Annotated in this window: 26 protein-coding genes; 10 read left to right on the top strand and 16 right to left on the bottom strand. The window is 38.8% G+C overall.

Annotated elements, in window-relative coordinates; all coding sequences use genetic code 11:
- The first annotated feature begins 72 nt into the window (after positions 1-72).
- The 9 genes from efp to asnS all read left to right on the top strand — a co-directional run bounded on the left by efp (position 73) and on the right by asnS (position 8,741).
- On the top strand, positions 73-639 hold the full coding sequence (gene efp, locus AM305_RS08460; protein WP_005817738.1) for an elongation factor P: 567 nt from the start codon (positions 73-75) through the stop codon (positions 637-639).
- Between the two features lie 170 nt (positions 640-809).
- A complete protein-coding gene (locus AM305_RS08455) occupies positions 810-1,718 on the top strand; it encodes a siderophore ABC transporter substrate-binding protein (protein WP_005824958.1) in 909 nt (302 codons plus the stop codon).
- 2 nt (positions 1,719-1,720) lie between these two features.
- The gene (locus AM305_RS08450; protein WP_005824956.1) at positions 1,721-2,671 is read left to right on the top strand and encodes an ABC transporter permease; all 951 of its coding nucleotides are present in this window, start codon (positions 1,721-1,723) and stop codon (positions 2,669-2,671) included.
- Complete coding sequence (locus AM305_RS08445) at positions 2,668-3,609, top strand: iron chelate uptake ABC transporter family permease subunit (protein WP_005824955.1); 942 nt, start codon at positions 2,668-2,670, stop codon at positions 3,607-3,609. The genes AM305_RS08450 and AM305_RS08445 overlap by 4 nt, the downstream gene beginning before the upstream one ends.
- Positions 3,606-4,364 carry an iron ABC transporter ATP-binding protein gene (locus AM305_RS08440; protein ID WP_005824952.1) on the top strand — a complete coding sequence of 253 codons (759 nt, stop codon included), beginning with the start codon at positions 3,606-3,608 and terminating at the stop codon, positions 4,362-4,364. Before AM305_RS08445 ends, AM305_RS08440 begins: the two co-directional genes overlap by 4 nt.
- A gap of 170 nt (positions 4,365-4,534) precedes the next feature.
- A complete protein-coding gene (locus AM305_RS08435) occupies positions 4,535-5,215 on the top strand; it encodes a TIGR00153 family protein (RefSeq protein WP_005824950.1) in 681 nt (226 codons plus the stop codon).
- 11 nt (positions 5,216-5,226) lie between these two features.
- Positions 5,227-6,498 (top strand): inorganic phosphate transporter, encoded by a 1,272-nt coding sequence (locus AM305_RS08430; protein ID WP_005824949.1) that lies wholly within the window; start codon positions 5,227-5,229, stop codon positions 6,496-6,498.
- A gap of 102 nt (positions 6,499-6,600) precedes the next feature.
- Positions 6,601-7,209 carry a TIGR04211 family SH3 domain-containing protein gene (locus tag AM305_RS08425; protein WP_005824946.1) on the top strand — a complete coding sequence of 203 codons (609 nt, stop codon included), beginning with the start codon at positions 6,601-6,603 and terminating at the stop codon, positions 7,207-7,209.
- A gap of 128 nt (positions 7,210-7,337) precedes the next feature.
- The gene (gene asnS, locus AM305_RS08420) at positions 7,338-8,741 is read left to right on the top strand and encodes an asparagine--tRNA ligase (RefSeq protein WP_005824944.1); all 1,404 of its coding nucleotides are present in this window, start codon (positions 7,338-7,340) and stop codon (positions 8,739-8,741) included.
- A gap of 64 nt (positions 8,742-8,805) precedes the next feature.
- On the opposite strand, the gene yciH is transcribed toward asnS, so the two are convergent.
- From yciH to rplM, 12 genes are all read right to left on the bottom strand, one after another.
- The gene (yciH, locus tag AM305_RS08415) at positions 8,806-9,117 is read right to left on the bottom strand and encodes a stress response translation initiation inhibitor YciH (protein WP_005824943.1); all 312 of its coding nucleotides are present in this window, start codon (positions 9,115-9,117) and stop codon (positions 8,806-8,808) included.
- Between the two features lie 212 nt (positions 9,118-9,329).
- The gene (locus AM305_RS08410) at positions 9,330-10,502 is read right to left on the bottom strand and encodes a sugar transporter (protein ID WP_005824941.1); all 1,173 of its coding nucleotides are present in this window, start codon (positions 10,500-10,502) and stop codon (positions 9,330-9,332) included.
- A 108-nt stretch (positions 10,503-10,610) separates the two neighbouring features.
- Positions 10,611-12,758 (bottom strand): TonB-dependent siderophore receptor, encoded by a 2,148-nt coding sequence (locus AM305_RS08405; RefSeq protein WP_005824939.1) that lies wholly within the window; start codon positions 12,756-12,758, stop codon positions 10,611-10,613.
- A 135-nt stretch (positions 12,759-12,893) separates the two neighbouring features.
- Positions 12,894-13,619 (bottom strand): DNA repair protein RecO, encoded by a 726-nt coding sequence (recO, locus tag AM305_RS08400; protein WP_005824937.1) that lies wholly within the window; start codon positions 13,617-13,619, stop codon positions 12,894-12,896.
- Between the two features lies 1 nt (position 13,620).
- A complete protein-coding gene (gene era / locus AM305_RS08395; RefSeq protein WP_005819429.1) occupies positions 13,621-14,523 on the bottom strand; it encodes a GTPase Era in 903 nt (300 codons plus the stop codon).
- 38 nt (positions 14,524-14,561) lie between these two features.
- Positions 14,562-15,233 carry a ribonuclease III gene (gene rnc, locus AM305_RS08390; RefSeq protein ID WP_005824935.1) on the bottom strand — a complete coding sequence of 224 codons (672 nt, stop codon included), beginning with the start codon at positions 15,231-15,233 and terminating at the stop codon, positions 14,562-14,564.
- A 226-nt stretch (positions 15,234-15,459) separates the two neighbouring features.
- Complete coding sequence (gene lepB / locus AM305_RS08385) at positions 15,460-16,356, bottom strand: signal peptidase I (RefSeq protein ID WP_005824934.1); 897 nt, start codon at positions 16,354-16,356, stop codon at positions 15,460-15,462.
- Between the two features lie 70 nt (positions 16,357-16,426).
- Positions 16,427-18,220, bottom strand: a complete 1,794-nt coding sequence (gene lepA, locus AM305_RS08380) for a translation elongation factor 4 (RefSeq protein WP_005824931.1) — start codon at positions 18,218-18,220, stop codon at positions 16,427-16,429.
- Positions 18,221-18,474: 254 nt separating this feature from the next.
- Positions 18,475-19,026: a hypothetical protein gene (locus AM305_RS08375; protein ID WP_005824928.1), complete on the bottom strand. Its 552-nt coding sequence runs from the start codon at positions 19,024-19,026 to the stop codon at positions 18,475-18,477.
- On the bottom strand, positions 19,026-19,805 hold the full coding sequence (yaaA, locus tag AM305_RS08370; protein WP_005824926.1) for a peroxide stress protein YaaA: 780 nt from the start codon (positions 19,803-19,805) through the stop codon (positions 19,026-19,028). The genes AM305_RS08375 and yaaA overlap by 1 nt, the downstream gene beginning before the upstream one ends.
- A 122-nt stretch (positions 19,806-19,927) precedes the next feature.
- Positions 19,928-20,323, bottom strand: coding sequence for a 30S ribosomal protein S9 (gene rpsI / locus AM305_RS08365; RefSeq protein WP_005708818.1), 396 nt, complete (start codon positions 20,321-20,323; stop codon positions 19,928-19,930).
- A 15-nt stretch (positions 20,324-20,338) separates the two neighbouring features.
- Positions 20,339-20,767, bottom strand: a complete 429-nt coding sequence (gene rplM, locus AM305_RS08360) for a 50S ribosomal protein L13 (protein WP_005596850.1) — start codon at positions 20,765-20,767, stop codon at positions 20,339-20,341.
- Positions 20,768-21,060: 293 nt separating this feature from the next.
- On the opposite strand from rplM, the gene AM305_RS08355 reads away from it, so the two are divergent.
- Entirely contained in the window at positions 21,061-21,441 is a 381-nt protein-coding gene (locus tag AM305_RS08355; RefSeq protein ID WP_005824923.1) for a Z-ring associated ZapG family protein, read from the top strand.
- A gap of 157 nt (positions 21,442-21,598) precedes the next feature.
- Here AM305_RS08355 and cpdB read toward each other — a convergent pair whose 3' ends face one another.
- From cpdB to hscA, 4 genes are all read right to left on the bottom strand, one after another.
- Positions 21,599-23,572 carry a 2',3'-cyclic-nucleotide 2'-phosphodiesterase gene (cpdB, locus tag AM305_RS08350; protein ID WP_005824921.1) on the bottom strand — a complete coding sequence of 658 codons (1,974 nt, stop codon included), beginning with the start codon at positions 23,570-23,572 and terminating at the stop codon, positions 21,599-21,601.
- Positions 23,573-23,716: 144 nt separating this feature from the next.
- Positions 23,717-23,911 (bottom strand): Fe-S cluster assembly protein IscX, encoded by a 195-nt coding sequence (gene iscX / locus AM305_RS08345; RefSeq protein WP_005818965.1) that lies wholly within the window; start codon positions 23,909-23,911, stop codon positions 23,717-23,719.
- Entirely contained in the window at positions 23,911-24,252 is a 342-nt protein-coding gene (fdx, locus tag AM305_RS08340) for an ISC system 2Fe-2S type ferredoxin (protein ID WP_005818964.1), read from the bottom strand. The genes iscX and fdx overlap by 1 nt, the downstream gene beginning before the upstream one ends.
- Positions 24,253-24,325: 73 nt before the next feature.
- Positions 24,326-26,182, bottom strand: a complete 1,857-nt coding sequence (gene hscA, locus AM305_RS08335; protein ID WP_005824918.1) for a Fe-S protein assembly chaperone HscA — start codon at positions 26,180-26,182, stop codon at positions 24,326-24,328.
- Between the last annotated feature and the right edge of the window lie 94 nt (positions 26,183-26,276).

Below are 26,276 nucleotides of genomic sequence, written 5' to 3'. Positions count from 1 at the left end.
AGGTCTTTTTGATAAACCCAATAGTGGGCGATTCAATTTTGTTAATTTTTTGTTAAATAAATTGAGGAAACAATGGCTAGTTACAGCACTAATGATTTCAAACCAGGTTTAAAATTCATCCAAGATGGCGAACCTTGTGTTATCGTTGAAAATGAATTCGTAAAACCAGGTAAAGGTCAAGCATTTACCCGTACAAAAATCCGTAAACTTATCTCTGGTAAAGTATTAGAGATCAACTTCAAATCAGGTACTTCTGTTGAAGCAGCTGATGTTGTTGATTACAACTACACCTATTCATATAAAGATGAAGATTTCTGGTACTTCATGCACCCGGAAACATTTGAACAAATTTCTGTTGATGCCAAAGCATTAGGTGACAACGATAAATGGTTAGTTGATCAAGCAGAATGTATTATCACCTTGTGGAACGGTTCTGCTATCGCAGTTACTCCACCAAACTTCGTTGAATTAGAAGTTGTTGAAACAGATCCAGGCTTAAAAGGCGATACAGCTGGCACAGGCGGTAAACCTGCAACATTAAGCACAGGTGCAGTAGTACGTGTACCATTATTCGTACAAATTGGTGAAGTTATCCGTGTGGATACTCGTTCTGGCGAATACGTTTCACGTGTGAAATAATTTCATTTTACGTTAATTAAGCGGTTATTTTTCTTGCAAACTTTGCAAAAAAATAACCGCTTTTTTATTTTCTTAAATAATAACCCTTCCCATTTGTATTTTTCTCAGTTAAGATAAACACAATCTTGAGAATTATTTTCAATAACAAAACTTAACCAAAGGAAATGATTATGTTCAAAAAAGCACTACTTACTCTAGCTCTAGCTTCTTCTCTTAGCACCCTCTCTTTTGCAAAAGAAGTTTCAATTCCAACCGCTCGTGGCGAAGTAACAATTGCTCAAACACCAACCAAAGTGGCTGTTTTTGAAGCTGCTGCTATTGATACATTGTATCATTTAGGTATTAAAGTCGCAGGGAGCCCAGATGTAGTCAAAACCTTACCTTATTTAAAAGCAGCAACTGAGAATGCCACGTTAATTGGTACGGTATTTGAACCTAATTTTGAAGCGCTAAGCTCACTCAAACCCGATCTTATCATTGTAGGTAGTCGTGCGGCGAAAAAAGTCGATGAGTTAAAAAACATTGCAACAACTATTGATATGACTGCACCAAGTAATGTTAATACCATTCAAGCTGGTTTAAATAACATTGAAACTTACGGTAAATTATTCAACAAAGAAGTTGAAGCTAATAAATTAAAAACAGAATTAGAAACTCTACTTGCAGAAACCAAAGCGGCCGTTAAAGATAAAGGAAACGGGCTTATCATTTTAGTTAATGGAGGCAAAATGTCTGCATTTGGCGATGTTGGTCGTTTAGGTTGGGTTCACTCTGCATTAGAGATTCCACTTGCTCAAGTTGATATTAACCAAAAAGGGGCTAACCACGGTACACCTGTTTCTTTTGAATACTTACAAAAAGTCAATCCAGATTGGTTATTCGTGTTAGATCGTACTGCTGCGATTGGTGAAGAAGGTAAAACAGCACAAGAAGTGCTAGATAACGCCCTTGTTCATCAAACAAAAGCATGGAAAAACGGGCACATTATCTATTTAAGTAGCTCTGCTTATTTAGCAGCCGGCAGCGTTGAACAAATGCGTTTAGATCTTAACAATATCAAACAAGCATTTTCAAAATAAAAATGCGTCATTTAGCTTATCTTAATTTTCTCTTTTTATTAATTCTCTGCCCCATCAGCATGTCTGTTGGGGTAGCAGATTTTTCATGGACTGATCTGTTTCAGCAACCAGAACAAACCCAACTCTTTTTTGTCAGCCGACTGCCTAGAACACTTGCGATCATCCTTGTGGGTGCAACCTTAAGTATTGCAGGCATGGTTTTACAAATTGTCTTAAAAAACCGCTTTATTGAACCTAGTATGATTGGGGCAAGTCAAAGTGCAGCATTAGGTATCTTAATTGCTACGCTGCTCTTCCCAGCTACGCCATTACTTGCAAAAATGTCCTTTGCTACCGTATGTGCACTTATTGGCATGGCAATTTTTATGTTCTTAATGCGCAATCTACCACCACATCAAAAATTAATGTTACCGCTTATCGGAATTATTTTTGGCAATGTCATTGAATCCATCACGACCTTTATTGCGTACGAAACCGATAGTTTACAGTTGCTTTCTGTTTGGTTTGCCGGCGATTTTTCAGGGGTATTAGCTGGTCGTTATGAATTGCTATGGATTACTGCTGGATTGGCATTTCTTGTCTATATTATGGCTGATCGCCTCAGTATTGCAGGTTTAGGACAAAACATTAGTACAAGTCTAGGGATAAATTACCAACAAATGACCTGGTTCGCTCTTATTATTGTCGCCATGATTACGGCATTAATTGTTGTTACTATTGGGCAAATTCCCTTTATTGGCTTAGTTGTACCTAACATTATCTCTCGTTTAGCCGGCGATAGACTTCGTCAAAATTTACCGACAGTCGTTTTATTTGGCGCAAATTTAATGCTCGCCTGTGATATTGTTGGTCGTGTCATTAATGCACCTTTTGAAGTGCCTATTTCAACAATCTTCGGCATTATTGGGACACTTATTTTCCTCTATTTACTCTTTAGAGGACAGCGCTCATGAAAACAACACGAATTCTCGCTTTTACCCTACTGCTTCTACTTTGTAGTTGCTTATTCTTTATGCTTTTTAATGCCAATGGTAACTGGGATTTTGTAATTCCTTTCCGTGGAAAAAAATTACTTTTACTCTTAACGGTTGCTTATACGATTGGCGTTTCAACCCTTTTATTTCAAACATTAACACATAACCCGATTTTAACGCCAAGTATCTTAGGCTTTGATTCGCTTTATCTCCTTACACAAACGCTATTAGTTTATTTTCTTGGTGGGATTGGATTTACGTTATTAGATATCAGTTTTAAATTTGCTATTGAAACTGGGCTAATGTTAATCGGTGCATTATTGCTCTTCCGTACGCTGACGAAAGAAAATAGTGATCTTACTCGAATGTTGCTGATCGGTGTCGTATTTGGTGTATTGTTTAGGAGCCTGAATAACCTACTCCAACGCATGATCGATCCTGAAGAATTTGCTGTTGCACAAAGTTCGTCTTTTGCCAGTTTTAACACCGCAAACCCAACCTTGCTTTTTATCGGAATTACTATTGCGCTATTAAGTATGTTCTGGATTTGGCAGCAACGCCACAAACTAGATGTGCTTTTACTTGGTAAAAAACAAGCCATCGGATTAGGGCTTGATTATCATCAATTTTCACGCCATCTTCTGATTTGCTGTGCACTATTGGTTTCTGTTTCTACGGCATTAGTTGGACCTATTCTTTTTTTAGGTTTATTAGTCTGTGCTATTGTTAATGCTGTTAGTCCAACGGTGTCCCATGCGGTTCGTATTCCACTTACTTTTTTGATTTCAGGTATTACCCTTGTATTAGGACAAACGCTTTTTGAACAAATATTCAAATTACAAGGTGTGCTCAGTGTGGTCATTGAGTTATTAGGTGGATTGGTCTTTATTTATCTTATGCTGAAAAAACAAAAATGATTGAAGTTAAAAATCTCTCTTATCATATTGGTCAAACTCCGATTTTAGACAATATCAATTTATCCATTCCTGATGGTGGTATTACAGCCTTAATTGGTGCAAATGGTGCAGGAAAATCAACCCTTCTTTCCCTGATTGCACGCCTTAATCCATTACAAAGCGGTCAAATTTTTCTTGATCATTGCAATATATCAACCACACCTTCTCGAGAAATTGCTAAAAATCTTGCCATTCTAACGCAAGATAATGTGATTCATAGTCGTATTACCGTGAAAGATCTACTGATGTTTGGACGCTACCCACATCATCAAGGGAAAATAACACCTCTTGATCATGAGATTATTGGTGAAGCATTACAACGTTTTGATTTGGTAGGTTTCTCGCATCGATTTTTAAGTGAATTATCTGGTGGACAACGCCAAAGAGCATTAATTGCCATGACTTTTTGCCAACAAACTAGCCACGTCTTACTCGATGAACCACTAAATAACCTTGATATGTATCATGCTCGAGAACTGATGCGCCTCCTTAGAAAATTGACCGATGAGCTTGCTTTGACAACGGTCATGGTTGTTCACGATATCAATATGGCCGCAGCGTATGCCGATACGATTGTTGTGATGAAAAACGGTAGAATAAAGATGATCGGTTCTCCAAAAGAAATTATTACCGAAGAAAATCTTAAAACGATTTTTGATTTAGATGCAGAAGTTCTAGAACATCAAGGTAAACCACTAGTTATCCATCATATTTAATAGGGCGTTGAGCTTATTTTTTATCGCTAAATAAATTTTATTCAACGCAAACGTTTATATGTAGAGGTCGTTCATTTATTCCGTGATCTTTCATGTTATATCAAGTAAAATGTTCAAGATTTTGTGTTTAACAAAATCATATTTTATTTATTTACAATGGAGATTTCCCTATGGCAATGAATAACATTTTAGGTTTATTCGCACAATCGCCACTCAAACCTCTACAAAAACACTCACGTAAAGTTACTGAGTGTAGTGAACTCTTAGAGCCTTTTTTTGAAGCAACTTTCAAGCAAGATTGGGAAGAAGCAGAAAAAGTCAGAGCGCAAATCATCAATTTAGAACTTCGTGCCGATACTTTAAAACGTGAAATTCGTTTAAAGCTCCCACGTGGTTTATTCCTTCCTGTAGAACGTACTGACTTATTAGAGTTAGTTACTCAATTAGATAAATTAGCAAACTATTCAAGAGATATTTCTGGCCGTATTCTTGGTCGTCAATTACTTATTCCAGAACAAATGCAAGAACCGTTTAGAAAATTCTTATCACGGAGTTTAGATGCTTGTCGCCAAGTAAGAAAAGTACTTGAAGAATTAGACGAACTTCTTGAAACTGGCTTCCGCGGTCGAGAGCTAAAATTTGTAAACAACATGATTTTAGAACTGGATAAAGTCGAAGATGATACAGACCAATTACAAGTTGTATTACGCAGAACATTATTAGGGTTAGAAAAAGATCTTAATCCTATAGATGTAATTTTCTTATATAAATGCATTGAACGTATTAGTATTCTTGCCGAGCAAGCGCAACGAGTAGGCTCACGTATTGAACTGATGCTGGCTAGAGCATAAGGAGTAATCTTATGGAATTATTACAACAGTATGGCTCAATTCTAATTATTATAACCGCCGTTTTAGGTTTTCTAATGGCTTTCGGGATTGGGGCAAATGATGTATCAAACTCAATGGGAACATCGGTAGGCTCAGGCACAATCACTGTAAAACAAGCAATTATCATTGCAATGATTTTTGAATTGGCGGGCGCTTATCTTGCCGGTGGTGAAGTTGCTGATACAATCAAAAGCGGCATTATTCAACCACAAGCATTCATTTCACAGCCTGAAATTCTAGTTTTAGGTATGATGGCTTCACTTTGCGCTTCTGGTGTTTGGCTGATTGTGGCAACCAAAATGGGCTGGCCGGTTTCGGCAACACACACCATCATTGGTGCGGTAATTGGTTTTGCACTGGTTACCATTGGCTCAGAATCCATTCAATGGGGTGCATTAGGTGGCATTATCGGTAGCTGGTTTATTACACCGGTTTTAGCTGGAATGGTGGCTTATTTTATTTTCATTAATTCACAAAAGCTGATTTTTAACCGTTCAGAACCAATGCTACAGGCGAAAAAATATGGGCCTATGTATATGGGAATTACCGTATTTATTTTAGTGATTGTTACTGTTTCTAAAGGGTTAAAACACGTAGGCTTGCATCTTTCTACGTTAGAGACTGTTGGCATATCGCTCATCTTTTCTTTAATTGCGGTGCTAATCGGCTTCTTTTATTTCCGTAGTGCCTCTTTTTCGAGAAAAATTAGTGAAGTGGGTACAGACGGCTTTGCCGGCGTAGAAAAAATATTTAGTACACTGATGTTAATTACCGCTTGCGCAATGGCGTTTGCGCATGGCTCTAATGACGTTGCCAATGCTATCGGACCGCTTGCTGCAGTTGAGTCGATTATTTCAAGTAATGGTATGATTCAAGCAAAAGCGCAACTTGCGCCTTGGATATTACCGCTTGGCGGCTTAGGTATGGTGCTCGGATTGGCGATTATGGGAAAAACGGTGATGGCAACAGTTGGAACCGGTATTACCGAGCTTACGCCTAGCCGTGGTTTTGCAGCGCAATTTGCTTGTGCGGTTACCGTTGTTATCGCATCTGGTACAGGTTTACCGATTTCTACCACTCAAACCCTTGTGGGCGCAATTTTAGGGGTGGGTTTTGCGCGCGGTATTGCGGCATTAAACTTAGGGATTATTAGAAATATCATTGCCTCTTGGGTAATTACATTACCTGCCGGTGCGATTTTCTCAATTATTTTCTACTATATCCTAAGTGCTATTTTTAATTAACTAATTTGTTGGGGGCAGAAATACTGCTCCCCTATTTTATTTCTAAACTATTAGGACTTGATATTTTAGAAATAAGATAGTCAATATAATAAGGATTCTTTAATGACAAAAAATTTACGTAAGGCTGTTATTGCCTCTTTTTTACTCGGCTCAACACTTCCTGCTTTTTCTGCAGATTACATTACTGAAAATCTAAGCACCTATATGCGTAAAGGGGCTGGTGACCAATATAAAATTTCAGGCGCAATTCAAGCGGGTGAAAAAATTACTGTCTTAGACCGAAAAGATCGTTTTGTGTTGGTCAGAGATAGCCGTAATCGTGAAGGTTGGGTATTAGCGTCAGAGATCTCTCAAACAGCAAGCCCTAAAGATTTAATTCCTCAATTACAGCAACAAGTTCAAGAATTGAGCACAAAATTAGGTAAAATTGACAGTGATTGGCAACAACGTACGGTTGAAATGCAAAGACGTAGCCAAGATGCTGAAAAACAGACCAGCGATCTTCTTGCTGAAAATGCACAATTAAAACGTGAAGTTGAAATTTTAAAGAATAAAAATCGCAGCCTAGAAACCATGCAAGATAGCGAGAAGCGTGCTATTGCTATTCAATATTTTATTTATGGTGGCTCTGTCTTGGTTGTTGGCTTAATTCTAGGGCTTATTCTTCCGTTCATTCTTCCTCGCCGTAAACGTAATAATGGTTGGTCATAATACTTAACATTTACTAGGCATATGGCTGATATGCCTAGCATTAGACTATTTTTTTCACTATAATCTAGCGTTTTCAGAAATGCTTTACAGACTTTTTAATTCCATTTTAGTATAAAAGGTATATATTTATGTCTAAATTTCCAACAATTTCAGAAGTTCTTTCAGGTAAAGTTGCCGTAGGGGAAGAAATTTCTGTTCGCGGTTGGGTTCGTACCCGCCGTGATTCTAAAGCCGGTTTATCATTCTTAGCCGTATATGATGGTTCGTGTTTTGACCCTATTCAAGCGATCATCAATAATGACCTCGCTAATTATCAAGATGAAGTATTACGCTTAACTGCAGGCTGTTCTGTGATTGTAACGGGGGTTATCGTTGAATCTCCAGCAGAAGGACAAGCGGTTGAATTACAAGCAAAATCTGTTGAAGTCGTGGGGTGGGTTGAAGATCCTGATACTTATCCGATGGCAGCAAAACGCCACTCTATTGAATACTTACGCGAAGTTGCACACTTACGCCCTCGTACGAACTTAATCGGTGCGGTAGCGCGTGTGCGTCACTGTTTAGCCCAAGCAATTCACCGTTTCTTCCACGAGCAAGGTTTCTATTGGGTTGCAACGCCGTTAATCACCGCTTCAGATACAGAAGGTGCGGGCGAAATGTTCCGTGTTTCGACCTTAGATTTAGAAAATTTACCACGGGGTGAAAATGGCAAAGTCGATTTCAGCCAAGATTTCTTTGGTAAAGAGTCTTTCTTAACCGTATCTGGTCAGTTAAACGGCGAAACCTATGCTTGTGCATTAAGCAAAGTCTATACCTTTGGTCCAACATTCCGTGCAGAAAACTCAAATACAACTCGTCACTTAGCAGAATTCTGGATGGTTGAGCCTGAATTTGCGTTTGCAACCTTAGCGGATAATGCAAAACTGGCTGAAGATATGTTGAAATATGTGTTCCATGCAGTACTTGAAGAACGTAAAGATGACTTAAAATTCTTCGAGAAACACGTTGATAACACGGTAATCAGCCGTTTAGAGAACTTTATTAATTCAGACTTCGCTCAAATTGACTATACCGATGCGATTGAAGTTTTACTTAAATCAGGTAAAGAGTTTGAATTCCCGGTTTCTTGGGGTATCGATCTCTCTTCTGAACATGAACGTTTCCTTGCAGAAGAATACTTTAAATCGCCGGTAGTCGTGAAAAACTATCCGAAAGATATTAAAGCATTCTATATGCGTTTAAATGATGATGGTAAAACCGTTGCCGCAATGGACGTTCTAGCCCCGGGAATCGGTGAAATCATCGGTGGTTCACAACGTGAAGAACGTTTAGATGTGTTAGATAAACGAATGGTAGAAATGGGCTTAAACCCTGAAGATTACTGGTGGTATCGTGATTTACGCCGTTATGATACAGTGCAACACTCAGGCTTTGGTTTAGGCTTTGAGCGTTTAATCGTATATGTAACCGGTTTACAAAATATTCGTGAGGTGATTCCATTCCCACGAACTCCACGTAATGCGAGTTTCTAATTAAGTTATAAGTAAAAGATAAAGGCTTAGATTTTTTAAGCCTTTATTTTTATTACTATGTTCTTTATCCACCAGCAAACTTAACCTTGAAGCCCTTTTGTTCTAGTAATTGCTTGAGTAAATCTCGATTATCGCCTTGTATCTCTATTGCCCCATCTTTAACTGAACCACCAACACCACTACGTTTTTTCAGCTCTGCGGCAAGTAGTTTTAATTCGGCATCTTCAAGATCTAACCCTGTAATAATGCAAACCCCTTTTCCTTTCCGACCACTTTTTTGACGTTGGATACGAACAATACCATCGCCTTTAGAGCAAGTTATTTTCTCCTCTTCCGGTTTTATACGCCCTATTTCTGTAGAATAAACTAACGTCATACATCCTCCCTTCTTATAATGTTATTATCAAAAAACTAAACAATAGTCTTAATTATATCTAGCTACCTAGATAATATCCTTTACGTGTAGCTGTGTGCCCTTCATATTATAAGGAATCCTTCACCGTTCCACAAAGGTTGTATTGATAACCTTTGTAAATGATTATCCCCGATTACTCTAACTTTACTGTGTAATAAACTATTATCTATTCTTTACTTCTGTTCAAATTTCAATGAAATATGTCTAAACCATAACAGTCCAATCAACGCTAATCCACCACCAACAAAGCCAATCTCGGCTAAGCCAATTTTATTCATGACAACACTTCCAATTAACGCACCGGAACCAATACCGATATTATAAATCCCTGAATAAATGGCGGTGGCTACATCTGTTGCATCTGGTGCTAATTGCAACACTTTCATTTGTAGTGCAATACTCACGGCGGTAATGCCCACACCCCAAATGAAAACCAGAGGGAAAAGAACCCACTCATAGTGTCCGAGTGGCAATAATAGTAGTTGCATAAAGCTAATCAACAGAATTGCGCTACTGATAAATATGCGAGGCGATTTTGCATATAAACGACCAAACAACATACTAGCCAAAATACCTGCCAGCCCAAAAACTAATAACACAACTGTCGCCATCTCAGGCGAGATTCGGCTAATGTTCATCACAAAAGGCTCAATATAACTATACCCAGTGAAATGTCCCGAAATAATTACTGCAACCAAAAGGTAAATCCCGACAAGCATTGGTCGTTTAAATAAAATCGGTAAGCTTGATAGCGATCCTGCATTTTGGCTTGGTAGATGAGGCAATAATTTCCACATCACTAACATCACGATAAAGGCAATAACGCCTATTACCGCAAAGGTGGAACGCCAATCTAACATCTGCCCAATCATTCTGCCTAAAGGCAAGCCTAAAATCATGGCTAGTGAGCTACCCAACGCTAATAAACCTAAGGCTTGCTGTTTTTTATCTTTAGGCGCAACACGAATAACCAACGATGCAGTAATTGACCAAAATACCGCATGAGCAAAAGCAATACCAATACGAGAAACCAAGAGAACCCAGAAATTCCAAGCAAATACCGACAAAATATGACTCGCTATAAACAAAATAAAGAGCTTAATCAGTAAACTTTTACGCTCCATTTTAGCGGTAAGTAACATCAATGGCAGAGAAAACAAAAATACTACCCACGCATACACTGTAATCATCAACCCCGTGGTTGCGGTTTCCATTTGGAAACTCGCTGCTATATCTGAGAGTAATGCGACAGGCACAAATTCTGTTGTATTAAAAATAAAAGCTGAAAGTGAAAACGCCAGCACTCTTAATAAAGAAAGCCGGCGATAAGATTGTCGTGAAATCATCTTTTTTCCTAGAAAATAAAGCGGTTAAATTTCTCAAAATTTTTGTAAATGCAAAGATTAAGAAAAATTCAACCGCTTGTAAATAAAATAGTGTTTTAGGCGCTTAAACTAGAACGAGTACTCCATATTCGCCCAATAAGTACGTGGCATACCTAACACGGCAAAACTACGGTCATATAGACCACGTTGTACCTGCCAATAATGTTTATTGAAGAGGTTATCTACGCCCGCACGTAGCGTTAAATGTTGTTTTTCTGCCACTCGTACAACATATTTGGCACCAAGATCAACCGTAGTATATGAAGGCAATTTATAATTTGCCGCCGTATCTTGATACGATTTGCCATAATACTGTAACGCCGCATTTAATGTTAAATTTTGGATAAATGGCGTATCCCACTCTACCCCAGCTTTAGCAATCCAACGAGGGCTTGTTACTTGAACGCCATCAACAATCACATCTTTATAAGTTGGGAAATCAAAAACTTTCGCTTGGTTGTAAGTTAAACCTAACGCTGGGCGTAAGGTATTATCCAATAAACTTGCATACACATTAAGTTCTACGCCACGGTTACGTTCTTTCCCGTGTTCTTTGCCTGCCTGATCTGCTAAGGCTGTGCCTTTAGCTCCACGAATAATACCAGGACGTGAAATTTGATAAACGCTTAACGTAGAAGTCAGCCAGTCTTGCCAGTTTTTACGAACTCCCACCTCAATTTGTTTGCTCACGCGTGGGCTATTCATCTCGCCTGTGTCCGGATCGGCATTCCCCGGTTCTAAATCCTCTAAATAGTTACCATATAGCACCAAATTTGGGTTTGGCACATAAGCTAGCGTAACCATTGGACTAAAGCGATCCGCTTTTAACGTTGTATTCTCGCTCTTATCTTGCTGTTTAATCCATTGGAAGCGTCCGCCTAGCGTTAATCGAAGTGTGTTTTCAATAAAACCAAGCGTATCTGATAAAGCAAAACTTCTTGCGGTTAATTTTGTATCAGTACTTTGTTCTGTTGGGGTTAAATCAAAATTTTTCAATTCTGTAAATGATGGACTATAAATTGAACCACCTTTAATTGAACCGTTGGTTTTAGCACTTTGATCGTGATCACGCTGACGTTGTACTTCATCATACGCCATATTCCAGTTATGTTTCACTGGGCCGGTTTCTAGCTCGCCTTCTAATTTTAAATTACCACTTGTTGTTCTTGAACGGAAATCAATGCCACGAATACCAGAAACATTAAAGTCGCCATTTTGTTTAATCGAAGTGATTTGACCAAATGCGCCAGAATATTTCGACTCCATATGACCAATTCCCCCTGAAAGCATCATGCCATAAGGTAAATCATACTCGAATGTCCCCATAATGGTTTCATCTTCGGTACGTTGTCCAATCCAAGCAGGATTAAGGTTAGTTTTACCATTTGGCGCAGAAGGGACGGTGTAAGTAAGATTTTGCATATCTTGAAGTCTTGCACGACCGCCATTTGTATCACGTTTATTGTGCATATAATCTACGCCGACACGTAATTTATCGCCACGATAATCTGCACCAATCGCAATTTCTTTGGCTAATTCATCGTAGTTTTCACGTGCGGTATCGCCATCACGATATTTCCCGTTAATGCGAATCCCCCACTCTTTATTTGCCCCAAAACGGCGACCAAAATCAAAAGTTTCTTGCAAGCGGTTATTACTAAACCAGCCAAAGCCAATTTTGTTAATATCTTCATCGGTTGCACGTTTGGTTTCAATGTTCATAGCTGCACCGGCTGAACCTTCTGGATCCATACCTGTTGTTGCCGTAGATGCGCCTTTAATAATTTGAGCTGATGCTACGCCTGCCGTTGGAGAATTATAGGTAGAATATAACCCTGCCAAACCGTTTACACTCACTTGACGCATATCAAGCTGTAAATTGCGAACATAAACACCTGAAAGAGTATTCGTTTCGCCACCAAAATTCATCACAGAAGCATCTGTTTTCGCAATCACATCAACAATGTTACGAGGCGATTTATCTTCAAATGCTTTTTCATCATAATTAACCACTGCAATAGGCGAGGTAAAAGCCGTTTGGCGACCTAATAAGCTTAAATTAACGATTTCTTTTTGCTTATCGCCCGCTGCTTTTGCTTTTTCAAATTGTGAAACAACATCAACCTGTTCAAGAGTTGCTTCGCTAGTTGTTTCAGCCTGTGCAATAACCGGAATAGCAAATAATGCCGTATAAATGACACTGTGTTTGAATTTCATAAAAAATCCTATTTTAAAATTAAAGTTCTTCTTATTAAGAAAAATTCTCAATAACATTTTCAAGAATTATAAATGAAAATAGATCGCAATTAAAGTATTTTAATTTCACATCAAAAAGAAATGACAAAAGGAGCATTAGGCCCCTTTTAATCGATGAGGTAAAATAGACTGGAATAATTCTCGGCTTTTGAGTGGCTGCGAACCTAGATAAGGTTTTAAAGCAATGCGAGTAAAACGTTTTGCGGCTTGTTGCACCGATTTTTCTGAAAAATCCAATGCAGCAAATGCAAGAAGGTCTTTGCCTAAAAAGCTGAGATTGTTTTGCAGTAATGAAGCAATAAATCCTTCATTTTCTCGAAATTGATAGGTCATTTCCGGATCAACTTCCAACCCTGTTGCCATACAATGCGTAAAATCCACACCATAGCCTAATGCTTTTAATACATGAAATTCAAAGGTGCGTAAAATAGGTTCTAACTCTTCGCTTCGTAGGGCTAAATGCGTGACACATTGTAAATAATGATGAAATAACTCTTGGTAAGCGGTCTGATTTTCTAATACTCTTACCAAAACTTCATTGATATAAAAGCCGCTATAAAGTGCTTTCGTATTCATTGGCAAGGTAAGGGCAGCGGCTTCAACTTTGGTTAAGACCTTGAGATCGCCTTTGCCACTCCAGCGGAGCAACAAAGGCGTAAATGGTTGAAGAAGGGCTTTTAATGGCGAACGAGGTCTTCTTGCACCTTTCGCAAGCAACGTGATGCGCCCATAGTTTTCGGTAAAAAGATCAACCAATAAACTTGTTTCGCTATATTCACGCTTGTGTAACACAAATCCTCGTTGCCATTGTTGATCTTGCATATTACTCGTCAATATACCCTAAACTACGTAATGCACGCTCATCATCTGCCCAGCCGGCTTTCACTTTTACCCAAAGCTCTAAATGGACTTTATTGTCAAATAAACGTTCCATATCTGCACGGGCTTCCATTCCAATGGTTTTAATTTTTTGCCCTTTAGCGCCAATAACCATTTTTTTCTGCCCTTCACGTTCAACTAAGATCAGACCGTTAATTTCATATACGCCACGTTCATTCATCTTAAATTGTTCAATCTCGACCGTTACAGAATACGGCAACTCATCGCCGGTAAAGCGCATCAATTTTTCACGGATAATTTCTGAAGCCATAAAACGTTGGCTACGATCGGTAACATATTCTTCAGGGAAGTGATGAACGCCCTCACGTAACGAATCACGCACAAATTTTTGCAGAATGTGAACATTTTTGCCTCGTTGCGCTGAAATCGGTAAAATTTCTGCAAAATCGAATTTTTGTGATAATTCTGTGATATGCGGTAAAAGCTCATCTTTTTCTTTGATATTATCAACTTTATTGATCGCTAATACGACCGGTGCTTTCGCTGCACGAAGTTTATTTAAGACCATCTCGTCATCTTCGGTCCATTTAGTTCCTTCCACCACGAAGATGATCAAATCAACATCGCCTATTGCCGAACTTGCCGCACGGTTCATCAAACGGTTAATAGCACGCTTCTCTTCAATATGTAATCCCGGTGTATCAACATAGATGGCTTGATATGCTCCTTCCGTATGAATACCTACAATGCGGTGGCGGGTTGTTTGTGCTTTACGAGAAGTAATTGAGATTTTCTGCCCTAAGATTTTATTTAAAAGCGTTGATTTCCCAACATTTGGGCGACCAACAATGGCAATAAAGCCACAATATGTTTTTGAATCTGTCATTTATTGTTCCTTTTTATCCCCTTATGAAAAGGCGATATTTATTTTTTCATAATTTGTGTCAGCACTTTTTCTGCGACATTTTGCTCTGCTTTGCGGCGGCTTGTCCCTTGCCCGGTAAAAATTTCCTCAATCCCCTGTACTTTGCAAGTTACCTTAAAGGTCTGGTTGTGAGCCTCGCCTTTAATATCGATCACTTCATATTCAGGTAGTGGTAATTTGCGACCTTGGAGAAATTCTTGTAGGCGTGTTTTAGGATCTTTCTGCGCTTCACCTGGTGTGATTTCAGCTAAAAAGGTTTCATACCACGCATAAATACGCTCCATAGCCGGTTCCATACCTTTATCTAAATAGATAGCCGCAATAATTGCTTCCACGCAGTCAGATAAAATCGACTCTCGGCGAAAACCTCCACTTTTTAATTCGCCTGCGCCCAATTTTAAATACTCGCCTAATTCAAATTGACGGGCAATGACCGCGAGTGTTTGTTCACGCACAAGCGCTGCTCGCATACGGCTTAGTTCGCCTTCGTCTGCTTTAGGGAATTTATCGTAAAGGGCTTTGCCGATGGTGAAATTGAGAATGGAATCACCTAGAAATTCTAAGCGTTCATTATTTTTTGATGCCGCACTACGGTGCGTTAAAGCTTGAGTGAGGTAATCAAGGGTTTCAAATTGATAACCCAACTTTTTTTGTAAACGTTCTAATTGCATAATACTCATATTTAAGCGGTCGAATTTTACAAAACTTCGGTATTATGTAGCACTTGCACAAACATTAAATATTTTCGTAGGGGCGGGGTTTATCCCCGCCCGAATCTTGTTCGAACATCAGGGCTTACGGGTGGGGATACCCCCCCTACATAAATTTTCCTAAAATTGATTTTTGTGCAACTACTACACAATACCGAAATTTTTACAAAATCTGACCGCTTCCTTGTTATTTTATTGATGTGAACATTCTATCAAAGCGAAGCCCTTTGCTAAATAAGGCTTGGATTGCGCCTTCATCCGCTTTTCTATTGATACTTAACCAAATAAAGGTCGCTTTTCCAACCACATTTTTTTCAGGGACAAATCCCCAAAAACGGCTATCTTCACTATTATCTCGGTTATCGCCCATCACAAAATAATGACCTTCCGGCACAATCCATTCGCCAACCGCTTGACCTTCTTGTTTATATAAATAAGGCTCATAATTAAGCGGCATAGGGTTATTTAAGATCTGATGGGTAATATCGCCTATCTCTGTTTTCTCAATTTGCATTTCGCCATTATAGAAGAAGTCTGCATTTGGTTTCGCATTTTCATATTGGAAAACCTTAACCGAACCATCAGGATGGGTAACTGTTAATGATTGCGTTGCCGAATCATATTTCACTTTATCGCCCTCAACACCAATGACACGCTTAATATAATCAACGCTAGGCTGCTTAGGTGCCTTAAACACAATAATATCGCCGTTTTCCGGTTTACCTGTTTCGATTAGGGTATTTTGTAAAATCGGATCTTTAATCCCGTAGCTAAATTTGTTTACCACAAGAAAATCACCAACACGTAGTGTAGGCTCCATTGAACCGCTCGGGATTTGGAATGGCTCAAAAATAAAGGAACGCAAAATGGTAACTAATGCTAATACGCCAAATAAAGAGCCAAAGAATTCACTAACTGCGCCTACTTTTTCTTTATTAAATTTGTTATAAAGCCAGAAACCACCGCAAATCAATGTTAATGCGACCAATAAAATTGAAATTGTGTTTGGCAGCTGCATTGAATCCAACACTTTCCAAACACCATATAATACTGCAATAAAACTAATGGTTAATAGATTACTCATTCATATATCCTTAAGAATAAATTAAAGGGTATTTTATGGACACCAAAATGGTGTCCAAGTTTATTAAGAATTAATCTTTACCCACATGTAAAATCGCTAAGAACGCTTCTTGTGGCACTTCCACATTACCTAACGATTTCATTCGTTTTTTACCTTCTTTTTGTTTTTGGAGAAGTTTTTTCTTACGGCTTACGTCCCCACCGTAACATTTTGCCAATACATTTTTACGTAATTGTTTTACCGTTGAACGTGCAATAATGTGGTTACCAATTGCCGCTTGGATTGCAATATCGAATTGTTGACGTGGAATTAAGTCTTTCATTTTTTCCACTAATTCACGACCACGATATTGTGCATTATCTTTATGAACAATAAGCGCTAACGCATCAACACGATCACCGTTAATCATAATATCAACACGAACCATATCTGCTGTTTGGAAACGTTTAAAACCATAGTCTAATGATGCATAACCACGTGAGGTTGATTTTAAACGGTCAAAGAAGTCTAGCACCACTTCGCCCATTGGGATTTCATAGGTTAAAGCAATTTGATTACCGTGATACACCATATTCGTTTGCACACCACGTTTTTCCACGCATAACATAATAACGTTACCCAAATATTCTTGCGGTACAAGCATATTACATTCAGCGATAGGCTCACGAATTTCACTAATGTTACTAATCGGCGGTAATTTTGCCGGGCTATCGACATAAATTATTTCGCCATTGGTTTGTACAACTTCATAAACTACCGTTGGCGCAGTGGTAATTAAATCAAGATCATATTCACGCTCTAAACGCTCTTGAATGATCTCCATATGCAATAAGCCTAAGAAACCACAGCGGAAGCCAAAGCCTAATGCGGTTGAGTTTTCCGGTTCATAGAATAAAGAGGCGTCATTTAAACTTAATTTACCTAAAGCATCACGGAACGCTTCATAATCATCTGAACTAATTGGGAACAAGCCGGCATAAACCTGTGGCTTCACTTTCTTAAAGCCCGGTAATACTTCGGTTGCACTGTTATGGTGATGAGTTAAAGTATCGCCAACCGGTGCGCCTAAAATATCTTTAATTGCACAAACAACCCAACCTACTTCGCCCGTTTTAAGCTCTGTTGTATCCACTTGTTTTGGCGTGAAAATCCCTAAGCGATCGACATTATAGGATTGCCCTGTACTCATCACTTTGATTTTATCGCCTTTCTTGATCGAACCATTTTTCACACGAACAAGAGAAACAACACCTAAATAGTTATCGAACCAAGAATCTATAATAAGCGCCTGTAATGGTGCTTCAGGATCGCCCTCTGGCGCTGGTATTTTATGGACGATTTCTTCTAATACATCTTCAATACCTACACCAGTTTTAGCAGAACAACGTACTGCTTCCATCGCATCGATACCGACAATATCTTCGATCTCTTCTGCAACACGCTCAGGATCAGCCGCAGGCAAGTCGATTTTGTTTAAAATCGGCACAACTTCTAAATCCATTTCAATTGCGGTATAGCAGTTAGCAAGGGTTTGTGCTTCAACGCCTTGTCCTGCATCGACCACTAATAAAGCGCCTTCACAAGCAGCTAATGAGCGAGAAACTTCATACGAGAAGTCCACGTGCCCCGGCGTATCAATGAAGTTTAATTGATAGGTTTCGCCATCTTTCGCTTTATAATTTAATGTTACACTTTGTGCTTTGATGGTAATACCACGCTCACGCTCAAGATCCATTGAGTCTAACACTTGAGCTTCCATCTCACGATCAGATAAACCGCCACAAGTTTGAATTAAACGGTCTGATAATGTTGATTTACCGTGGTCAATGTGAGCGATAATTGAAAAGTTACGAATGTTCTTCATATTCATCGGGCAATAAATGTCCTGTTTTGTTATAAATTTAATAAAAAGGAGTATGCAACAACTGCCCAAAAATTTAAAATCTATTGTAGGGGCGAATTACATTCGCCCTAAATTCCAACCATTGTTTTTGGGCAAATGTAATTTTCCCCTACAAGATATTTTGTGCAATTGCAGCATAAACTGATAAAAAATGTAATCGACCAATTCTACTTGAAATTACTAAACTTTGAAAGAAAAGCAACTAAAAAAGCCGATTATTCACACGAAATTTGCCACGCTAGCTGGCTAAACAGTAGCGCTAATCGAGCAAGCTCAGGTTGATAAGCGGTCAAATTTTGTTTTTCTTTTGCTGAAATTAACCGCTTGTCCGAATACTGCATTTGCCCATAGCCACATTGTAAAGTTCTCCCTCTTGAAACTTCCAATAAAACGTCATTAAAACGTTCTGTTGGTGGGAACAATACCTCGCTCTTAAGCTCTTGCCCGACAATTTCTATCTTTGCTTTTGTCTCTTTTTGCTTATTAAAGCTATTTTGTCGTAATGCAACACGATCAGCTAAAGTAATATTTTTGCTATTTTTGTCTAAGAAAAGCAAAATACCTTTATTCCAATGATTAGGATCTTTCGCTTCATCATCAGGCAAATAGAGTAATTGTTGCATTTCATCAATTTGGCTATGAGTCACTTTTTCAAATGTTTTACCTTGAAATTTAATGGATTTCGGCACAGAAAATTGTGGTTCGGTAAGCTGACAAGCGGTTAAGAAAAGTGAAAGAAATGCAATTTTAAGTAATGAAAATTTCATTATTGCTCCTCACGCTTAAATACAAGCTCTGTTTCAGTTGAAGCATCTTCATCAAACCAATAGCCACCATAATTGAAAGCTTTTAGTTGCTCAACAGAAGTCGATTGTTCAATAAGCATAAAACGAACCATCATTCCTCGTGCTTTTTTAGCATAGAAACTGATTTGCTTATATTTACCATTCTTCTCATCTAAGAAAATCGGCTTAATAATGGTAGCTTGTAGATTTTTTGTTTTTACTGCATTGAAATACTCATCGGAAGCTAAATTGACTAGTACACTGTCGCCTTGCTCATCAATCGCATCCTGCAATGCTTCTGTAATGCTATTCCCCCAAAAGGCGTAAAGCTCCTTACCTTTCGGATTAGTCAATTTTGTTCCCATTTCTAAGCGATAAGGTTGCATTAAATCAAGTGGGCTTAATAAACCATAAAGCCCAGACAACATACGTAAATGCGTTTGGGCATACTCAATCTGTTCTTTACTAAGCGTTTCTGCCTCTAAGCCCGTATAAACATCACCTTTAAAAGCAAATAACGCCGGTTTTGAATTTTGTTCGTGATGGGTAAGTTCCCATTCGGCAAAACGAGCGACATTCAAACTGGCTAATTTATCACTAATAGACATTAAAGAAGCCAATTCTGCCGGCGAAAATTGTTTACAAATATCGATCAACTCTTGGCTATAAGCGGTTAATTTTGGTTGTGTTTTTGCAAGTCCTAAATCCGGAGAAGGGGTTTCAAAATCAAGTGTTTTAGCGGGAGAAATTATGGCTAGCATTGAATATACCTTTGTTAATAATTTGTATTATTTTATCACTTACGGAACGATAAAAACAGAAAAGGCAGGAATAAATCCTGCCTTCTGCTGATAATACTTTCGTATATCTGAAATACTCGAAATTAACGTTTTGAGTATTGTGGACGACGACGTGCTTTGTGTAAACCCACTTTTTTACGTTCAACGCGACGTGCGTCACGAGTAACGAAGCCAGCTGCACGAAGTGCTGGGCGTAAAGTTTCGTCGTATTCGATCAATGCACGAGTGATACCGTGACGGATCGCACCTGCTTGACCAGAGATACCACCACCTTTAACAGTGATGTATAAATCTAATTTGTCTAATAACTCAACTAATTCTAATGGCTGACGAACGATCATACGTGAAGTTTCACGACCGAAGTAAACGTCTAAAGAACGTTGGTTAATAGTAATGTTACCGCTGCCCGGTTTGATAAATACACGAGCTGAAGAGCTTTTGCGGCGACCTGTGCCGTAGTTTTGATTTGCTGCTGTCATTTTTCTGCTCCGTGATTAGATGTCTAAAACTTGTGGTTGTTGTGCAGCGTGGTTGTGTTCGTTACCTGCGTAAACTTTTAATTTACGGAACATTTCACGGCCTAAAGGACCTTTTGGTAACATACCTTTTACTGCGATCTCGATCACTGCTTCTGGACGACGTGCAATCATTTCTTTGAAGGTTGCATCTTTGATACCACCTACATAGCCAGTGTGCCAGTAGTAGATTTTATCAGTTTCTTTTTTACCTGTTACAGCTACTTTCTCTGCGTTGATAACGATGATGTAATCACCTGTATCTACGTGTGGAGTGTACTCAGCCTTGTGTTTACCACGAAGACGACGTGCTAATTCAGTAGCTAAACGACCTAAAGTTTTACCTGTCGCATCTACTACATACCAGTCACGTTTTACTGTTTCTGGTTTTGCTACAAAAGTTTTCATTAATTAAATACCAAAATTTAAAGTTTAAACCCAATATCTTTTCAGATATTACCTATAATTTTACGGCTAAATCCGACCCCTTCGAGTCTAATCTAGACCAAACTTGTTTGGCGGGAAAGTCCAAACAAAAACAGGGTGTGAGGATTATACAGATTTTATTGACAAAGATCTAATCTTTTCCGCATAAATTTTTGATTTTGTCGCTTACTTCTCATTTTTAAATATTTCGCCTTCCCTATTTCAAAATAAAGTGTTAAAAGTAAGTGAAGTTCAATAACAATAAGGAGTTGATTATGACAGAATGGACAACGGCAGTATGGGGAGCAGTTGGTTCTGCTTTTGTTGTGGGATTAATTATCGGTGTGATTTTTGTGCGCTTTACCAGTCGAAATGTACAAAAGCAGTTAGAGCTTGAAAGTGATTTGAAAGCTATGAAATCAAAAGTGGAAGAACAAAAACATCAATTAGAGCAACATTTTGCACATTCTGCAACATTACTCTCAACCTTAGCAGAAGACTATAAGAAACTTTATACACATCTTGCGCAAAGTTCATCAAAATTACTTCCGGAAGAACAACAAACTGAATTTTTCAAACTCACTCAAAAAGATACGCCCGATGAAAATCAACCTCGTGATTATTCAGAAGGATCTTCCGGGCTACTAAAACACTAGTGTTAAACTCACTAATTAAAGCGCTGATTTTTATACCTAAAAACTTTATCTTCCAACCAACAAGTTACTTTTCATTACCCCTAAATAAAAGGACTAAGTTTTATAAAATACAACCCTTAGTCCTTTTGAATGAAACACAATAATTTAATTTAAAGCACTACTTCGTCAAATCAATCTGATAAATCGCAAATCCTGTTTCATCCGTGCCAACGAATGACATTGGATATTGTGCTTTTTCTGCAATAAAGGCTTTTGCTTTATCGCTTGGCGAAGTTTCAAAGCGTACATCTAATTTGCCTTTAGCGGCAATTGGAGCAATACGCCAGTTTTTGTCTGCAGCTGGACTGACTTGACCGTTGGCTTTACTTTCAGCAGTAATATAATTCGCTAAAATTTGACGGTTTTCATCTGGTGCAGCAAAGACAATATGACTTTCACCTGTGCCAGGGAATTTATTGCTATATGCACGGTAGTTGTTGGTCGCAATTAAGAATTCTGCTTTTGGATCAACTGGTTTACCGTTATAGGTTAAATTCATTACACGGTGAGCTTTATCGTTGATTAACTTACATTCGCCATCATAACGTGCTGGTTGAGTAATATCATATTGATATTGAACGCCGTCAATCACGTCAAAGTTATAAGTGCGGAAACCTTCCCAGTCTAATAGACTTTGTGGCTGTTCGTTCGCTGGATCAATTTGTTTAAACATACCAGCACTGCACTCTAACCACTCTTTTAACTCTTCGCCTGTGACTTTAACCACAACAAGGGTATTTGGATAGAGATATAAGTCAGCTGCGTTACGGAATGTCAATTCACCTTTGTTTACTTCGGTATAACCATTCGGATCATTTTTACGACCGCCAGCTTTAAACGGTGCACCCGCACTTAAAATTGGTAACCCTGCTAACTGCGGCAATCCTTTCACGATATTTTCTACATAGGCTTTTTGTGCTTGGTTCACAATTTGTACTGTTGGGTCATCTTGAACTAAAGCAAGGTAGCTGTACATATTGTCTGTCGCTTTACCGATTGGTTGTGACACGAATTTACGAGTTGCTTCGTGAACAGGTTGTAATAAAGCAGCGACTTCAGGGTGATTTTCTACCGTTGCAGCTTTTTTCTCATTATCATAGATTGGGCGTAGCACGGCTTTACCATCAACCACAAGCCATTTGCCTTTTTGTTTTGCCAGAGTTAAGTCCACAACACTGATATTGTTCGCCCAGTAACCTGCCATTGACTCTGGAATACCTTTCACTGTTCCTTTTTCAATATCCACATTTGGCGATTTTGCAAACTCTTTATTTGGGAATAGGCGGTGTGAGTGTCCAAAAATCACCGCATCAATGCCTTTTACATCAGCAAGATAGAATGCTGAGTTTTCAGCGCCTTCTTTATAAGGCTCATCAGATGGACCTGTATGAGCAAGTGCTACGATTAAATCCGCCCCTGCTTTTTTCAGGATTGGCACATATTTTTCAGCGATTTTCACAATATCACGAGCTTCCACTTTGCCGTCTAAATGGGCTTTATCCCACACCATTACTTGTGGTGGAACGAAACCGATATAACCGACATTTAAAGTATGTTTCACACCATCTTCATCAACCACTTCTTTTTTCTGAATGAAGTATGGTTGGTAAACTGGCTCATCTGTACCTGGTTTAACGATATTCGCATTGATGATCGGGAATTTTGCTTCTTTGATTGCGTCATCAAGGTATTTTAAACCGTAGTTAAATTCGTGGTTACCTAATGTCCCTACATCATATTTCATTAGGTTTAATGCATCAATCGCAGGGTTAGATTTCCCTTCTTTATAACCAACCGCTGCTTGATAGTCCGCAATCGGATTACCTTGAATTAAGTCACCATTATCAACAAGAACGCTGTTTTTAGCCTCTTTGCGAGCTTGTTCAATTAACGTTGCCGCACGAGTAAAACCAAATTTTGTTGTTGGTGCATCTTTGTAGTAGTCAAAATCCGTTAAGAAACTGTGAATATCCGTTGTGCCAATAACACGCAAAGAAACTTTGCTATCGCCTGCAGCAAATGCAAAACGGTTTGCACTAATCGCTAATACGGTGGTAGCACCGATTTGAAGAAAACGTCTTCTGTTCATCATAATGAGTAATCCTTATAGAAATTAAGAAAGGAGTATTATTATAGGGAATATTAGGTGTAAAGACTGAATATTTTTATAAAATTTGTGAACGTTATCACAAAATAGTAGAAAATAGGGAATGAAGTTATCTCCATCCCCTATTTTTTATTCGTACTCTTCTAACCAAATCGTTAAAATTGCTTCTAAAATTTGTTCATTTGATGCTTCCGGATCATCATCAAAATCTTCCATTTCGCAAATCCATTTGTGCATATCGGTAAAACGTACGGTAGTTGGATCTAAATCTGGGTTCATATCATACAGATTTTCTGCGATCATTCTTACATCAGTCCATTTCATTAGTGTGCTGCCTCATTTGCGTGGTTAAGATTATATTTTGGAATTTCAACAACTAAGTCTTCATCACCAATAACACATTGGCAACTTAAACGACTTTCCATTTCTAAACCCCAAGCTTTATCTAACATATCTTCTTCTTGATCCGAGCTTTCATTTAATGAATCAAAGCCTTCACGAATAACCACGTGGCAAGTCGTACAAGCACAAGAACCATCACAAGCGTGATGAATTTCAACCCCTGCATTGTGAGCAACTTCTAATAAGTTTTCACCCGTTTGAGCTTCAACAACCATACCCTCTGGGCAAAATTCTTCGTGTGGAAGAAAAACTACTTTTGGCATAATATCCTCTATATTTTCTGTTTATTGTAGGGGCGGGCACATCGCCCCGCCCCTACCATTCTTTCTATTGATTTTAATTCATCACTTCATCTACCGTTTTACCCGCTAAGGCTTTTTGGATAGATAAATTCATTCGTCTTGCCGCAAATTCTTGCGTAGCAAGATCTAAATCTTTAATGCCTTGTTGAATAGCAAAGCGATCCGTTCCTTTTTTCAAATCCAATAACTGCTGAATTTGAGCTTCAATCGCCTTGAACTCATCAATGCTTAATACTTCTGCTCCATCTTGTTGTAAGGCTGAAATCACGGTGTCAATCGTACGATCTGCTTCAACTCGCTGTTCAGCAAGCTGACGAGCTTCCATATCTTCTTTAGCATTCACCATAGATGACTTAATCATTTGCGTGACTTCTTCATCGGTTAAGCCGTAAGAAGGTTTAATTTGAATAGAAGCTTGTACTTTCGTACTTTTTTCCATTGCCGTGACACTTAACAAACCATCAGCATCCACTTGATATGTAACTCGAATTGTCGCAGCTCCTGCCACCATAGGTGGAATACCGCGCAATGTAAAACGACCAAGTGAACGGCAATCTTCAACTAATTCACGTTCGCCTTGTAGCACGTGCACCGACATTGCAGTTTGCCCATCTTTAGCTGTCGTAAACTCTTGAGCTCGAGCAACAGGGATTGTCGTGTTACGAGGAATAATTTTTTCAACCAATCCTCCCATTGTTTCAATACCTAATGATAATGGAACTACGTCCAGTAATAGCATATCGCTATCAGGTTTATTCCCTACCAAAATATCAGCTTGAATGGCTGCGCCTAATGCAACTACTTTATCTGGGTCGATAGAAGTTAAAGGTGTTTTCCCGAAAAACTCGCCAACTTGTTCACGTACAAAAGGCACTCTCGTTGAACCGCCAACCATAACCACTTCTCTAATTTCTTCGTTTTCAACGTCGGCATCTTTTAAGGCTCGACGGCAAGTCAGTAAAGAACGTCTGACAAGCGGTTGAATAAGTTCATTAAATTGTAAACGAGAGATGTTACCTTGCCAATTTGCAAACTTCACATCAATTTCATCCGCTTGCGAAAGTGCGATCTTGGTTTGAGTGGCTAATGTTAATAACTCACGTTGTTCATTTGCTGTTTGTGGTTTATGACCTGCCTGTTCAGAGATCCAATTTGCTAATAGATGATCAAAATCATCACCACCTAACGCAGTATCGCCTCCAGTGGCTAACACTTCAAATACGCCTCGACTTAAACGCAAAATTGAAATATCGAAAGTACCGCCACCTAAATCGTAAACGGCAATAACGCCTTCCTGCCCACTATCCAAACCATAAGCAATTGCTGCTGCGGTTGGTTCATTTAATAAACGTAAAACATTCAAGCCAGCTAAACGAGCAGCATCTTTTGTGCTTTGACGTTGCGCATCATCAAAGTAGGCTGGTACTGTAATAACCACACCAGATAATTCGCCCCCTAAACGTTGCTCTGCAAATTGATTTAAGTGGCTTAAAATATCAGCAGACACTTCAATCGGGCTTTTATTACCTTGCTTCGTTTGAATAAGAGGTAAACCGTTATCGGTTGCCGAAAATTGATATGGCAGATCAGGATAACGAGCTTGAACATCACTCAAAGAACGACCGATTAAACGTTTCGCAGAAATAATTGTATTCTGTGGATCTATTGAAGCCTGCGCAAATGCTTCTACGCCAACAAGTTTGTGTTCTGTCGCATAATGCACCACTGACGGTACTAATGCTCGCTCTTTCTCATCAAGTAGTACCGTTGCCGTACCACTACGCACACTTGCGACTAATGAATTGGTTGTACCAAGATCAATCCCGACTGCCAAACGATGTTGGTGCGGAGCTGCGGTTTGACCCGGTTCCGCAATTTGAAGTAATGCCATTATTTATTTTTCTCTAGTAAATGATTTCCCTTTTAGGGAGGAAATAGTCCTAATGTTAAATAGTGCTTGTTGATGTTTTGAGGTTGCAAAATCA

Source organism: Actinobacillus minor NM305, from assembly GCF_000175195.1.
Classification (GTDB): Bacteria; Pseudomonadota; Gammaproteobacteria; order Enterobacterales; family Pasteurellaceae; genus Haemophilus_A; species Haemophilus_A minor.
Note: the sequence above shows the minus strand (reverse complement) of the source record. Positions and strands in the feature narration are given on the sequence as shown.

What these genes read in the sequence shown, in the direction of transcription:
- AM305_RS08440 (WP_005824952.1), top strand. Translation starts at nt 3,606, where the DNA reads ATGATTGAAGTTAAAAATCTCTCTTATCATATTGGTCAAACTCCGATT.
- cpdB (WP_005824921.1), bottom strand. Translation starts at nt 23,572, where the DNA reads ATGATGAACAGAAGACGTTTTCTTCAAATCGGTGCTACCACCGTATTA.
- AM305_RS08430 (WP_005824949.1), top strand. Translation starts at nt 5,227, where the DNA reads ATGGAATTATTACAACAGTATGGCTCAATTCTAATTATTATAACCGCC.
- AM305_RS08355 (WP_005824923.1), top strand. Translation starts at nt 21,061, where the DNA reads ATGACAGAATGGACAACGGCAGTATGGGGAGCAGTTGGTTCTGCTTTT.
- AM305_RS08455 (WP_005824958.1), top strand. Translation starts at nt 810, where the DNA reads ATGTTCAAAAAAGCACTACTTACTCTAGCTCTAGCTTCTTCTCTTAGC.
- efp (WP_005817738.1), top strand. Translation starts at nt 73, where the DNA reads ATGGCTAGTTACAGCACTAATGATTTCAAACCAGGTTTAAAATTCATC.
- rnc (WP_005824935.1), bottom strand. Translation starts at nt 15,233, where the DNA reads ATGCAATTAGAACGTTTACAAAAAAAGTTGGGTTATCAATTTGAAACC.
- iscX (WP_005818965.1), bottom strand. Translation starts at nt 23,911, where the DNA reads ATGAAATGGACTGATGTAAGAATGATCGCAGAAAATCTGTATGATATG.
- AM305_RS08445 (WP_005824955.1), top strand. Translation starts at nt 2,668, where the DNA reads ATGAAAACAACACGAATTCTCGCTTTTACCCTACTGCTTCTACTTTGT.
- AM305_RS08375 (WP_005824928.1), bottom strand. Translation starts at nt 19,026, where the DNA reads ATGAAATTTTCATTACTTAAAATTGCATTTCTTTCACTTTTCTTAACC.
- recO (WP_005824937.1), bottom strand. Translation starts at nt 13,619, where the DNA reads ATGCAAGATCAACAATGGCAACGAGGATTTGTGTTACACAAGCGTGAA.
- era (WP_005819429.1), bottom strand. Translation starts at nt 14,523, where the DNA reads ATGACAGATTCAAAAACATATTGTGGCTTTATTGCCATTGTTGGTCGC.
- yciH (WP_005824943.1), bottom strand. Translation starts at nt 9,117, where the DNA reads ATGACGTTAGTTTATTCTACAGAAATAGGGCGTATAAAACCGGAAGAG.
- rpsI (WP_005708818.1), bottom strand. Translation starts at nt 20,323, where the DNA reads ATGACAGCAGCAAATCAAAACTACGGCACAGGTCGCCGCAAAAGCTCT.
- fdx (WP_005818964.1), bottom strand. Translation starts at nt 24,252, where the DNA reads ATGCCAAAAGTAGTTTTTCTTCCACACGAAGAATTTTGCCCAGAGGGT.
- rplM (WP_005596850.1), bottom strand. Translation starts at nt 20,767, where the DNA reads ATGAAAACTTTTGTAGCAAAACCAGAAACAGTAAAACGTGACTGGTAT.
- AM305_RS08410 (WP_005824941.1), bottom strand. Translation starts at nt 10,502, where the DNA reads ATGATTTCACGACAATCTTATCGCCGGCTTTCTTTATTAAGAGTGCTG.
- asnS (WP_005824944.1), top strand. Translation starts at nt 7,338, where the DNA reads ATGTCTAAATTTCCAACAATTTCAGAAGTTCTTTCAGGTAAAGTTGCC.
- hscA (WP_005824918.1), bottom strand. Translation starts at nt 26,182, where the DNA reads ATGGCATTACTTCAAATTGCGGAACCGGGTCAAACCGCAGCTCCGCAC.
- lepB (WP_005824934.1), bottom strand. Translation starts at nt 16,356, where the DNA reads ATGAGTAATCTATTAACCATTAGTTTTATTGCAGTATTATATGGTGTT.
- AM305_RS08435 (WP_005824950.1), top strand. Translation starts at nt 4,535, where the DNA reads ATGGCAATGAATAACATTTTAGGTTTATTCGCACAATCGCCACTCAAA.
- AM305_RS08405 (WP_005824939.1), bottom strand. Translation starts at nt 12,758, where the DNA reads ATGAAATTCAAACACAGTGTCATTTATACGGCATTATTTGCTATTCCG.
- yaaA (WP_005824926.1), bottom strand. Translation starts at nt 19,805, where the DNA reads ATGCTAGCCATAATTTCTCCCGCTAAAACACTTGATTTTGAAACCCCT.
- lepA (WP_005824931.1), bottom strand. Translation starts at nt 18,220, where the DNA reads ATGAAGAACATTCGTAACTTTTCAATTATCGCTCACATTGACCACGGT.
- AM305_RS08450 (WP_005824956.1), top strand. Translation starts at nt 1,721, where the DNA reads ATGCGTCATTTAGCTTATCTTAATTTTCTCTTTTTATTAATTCTCTGC.
- AM305_RS08425 (WP_005824946.1), top strand. Translation starts at nt 6,601, where the DNA reads ATGACAAAAAATTTACGTAAGGCTGTTATTGCCTCTTTTTTACTCGGC.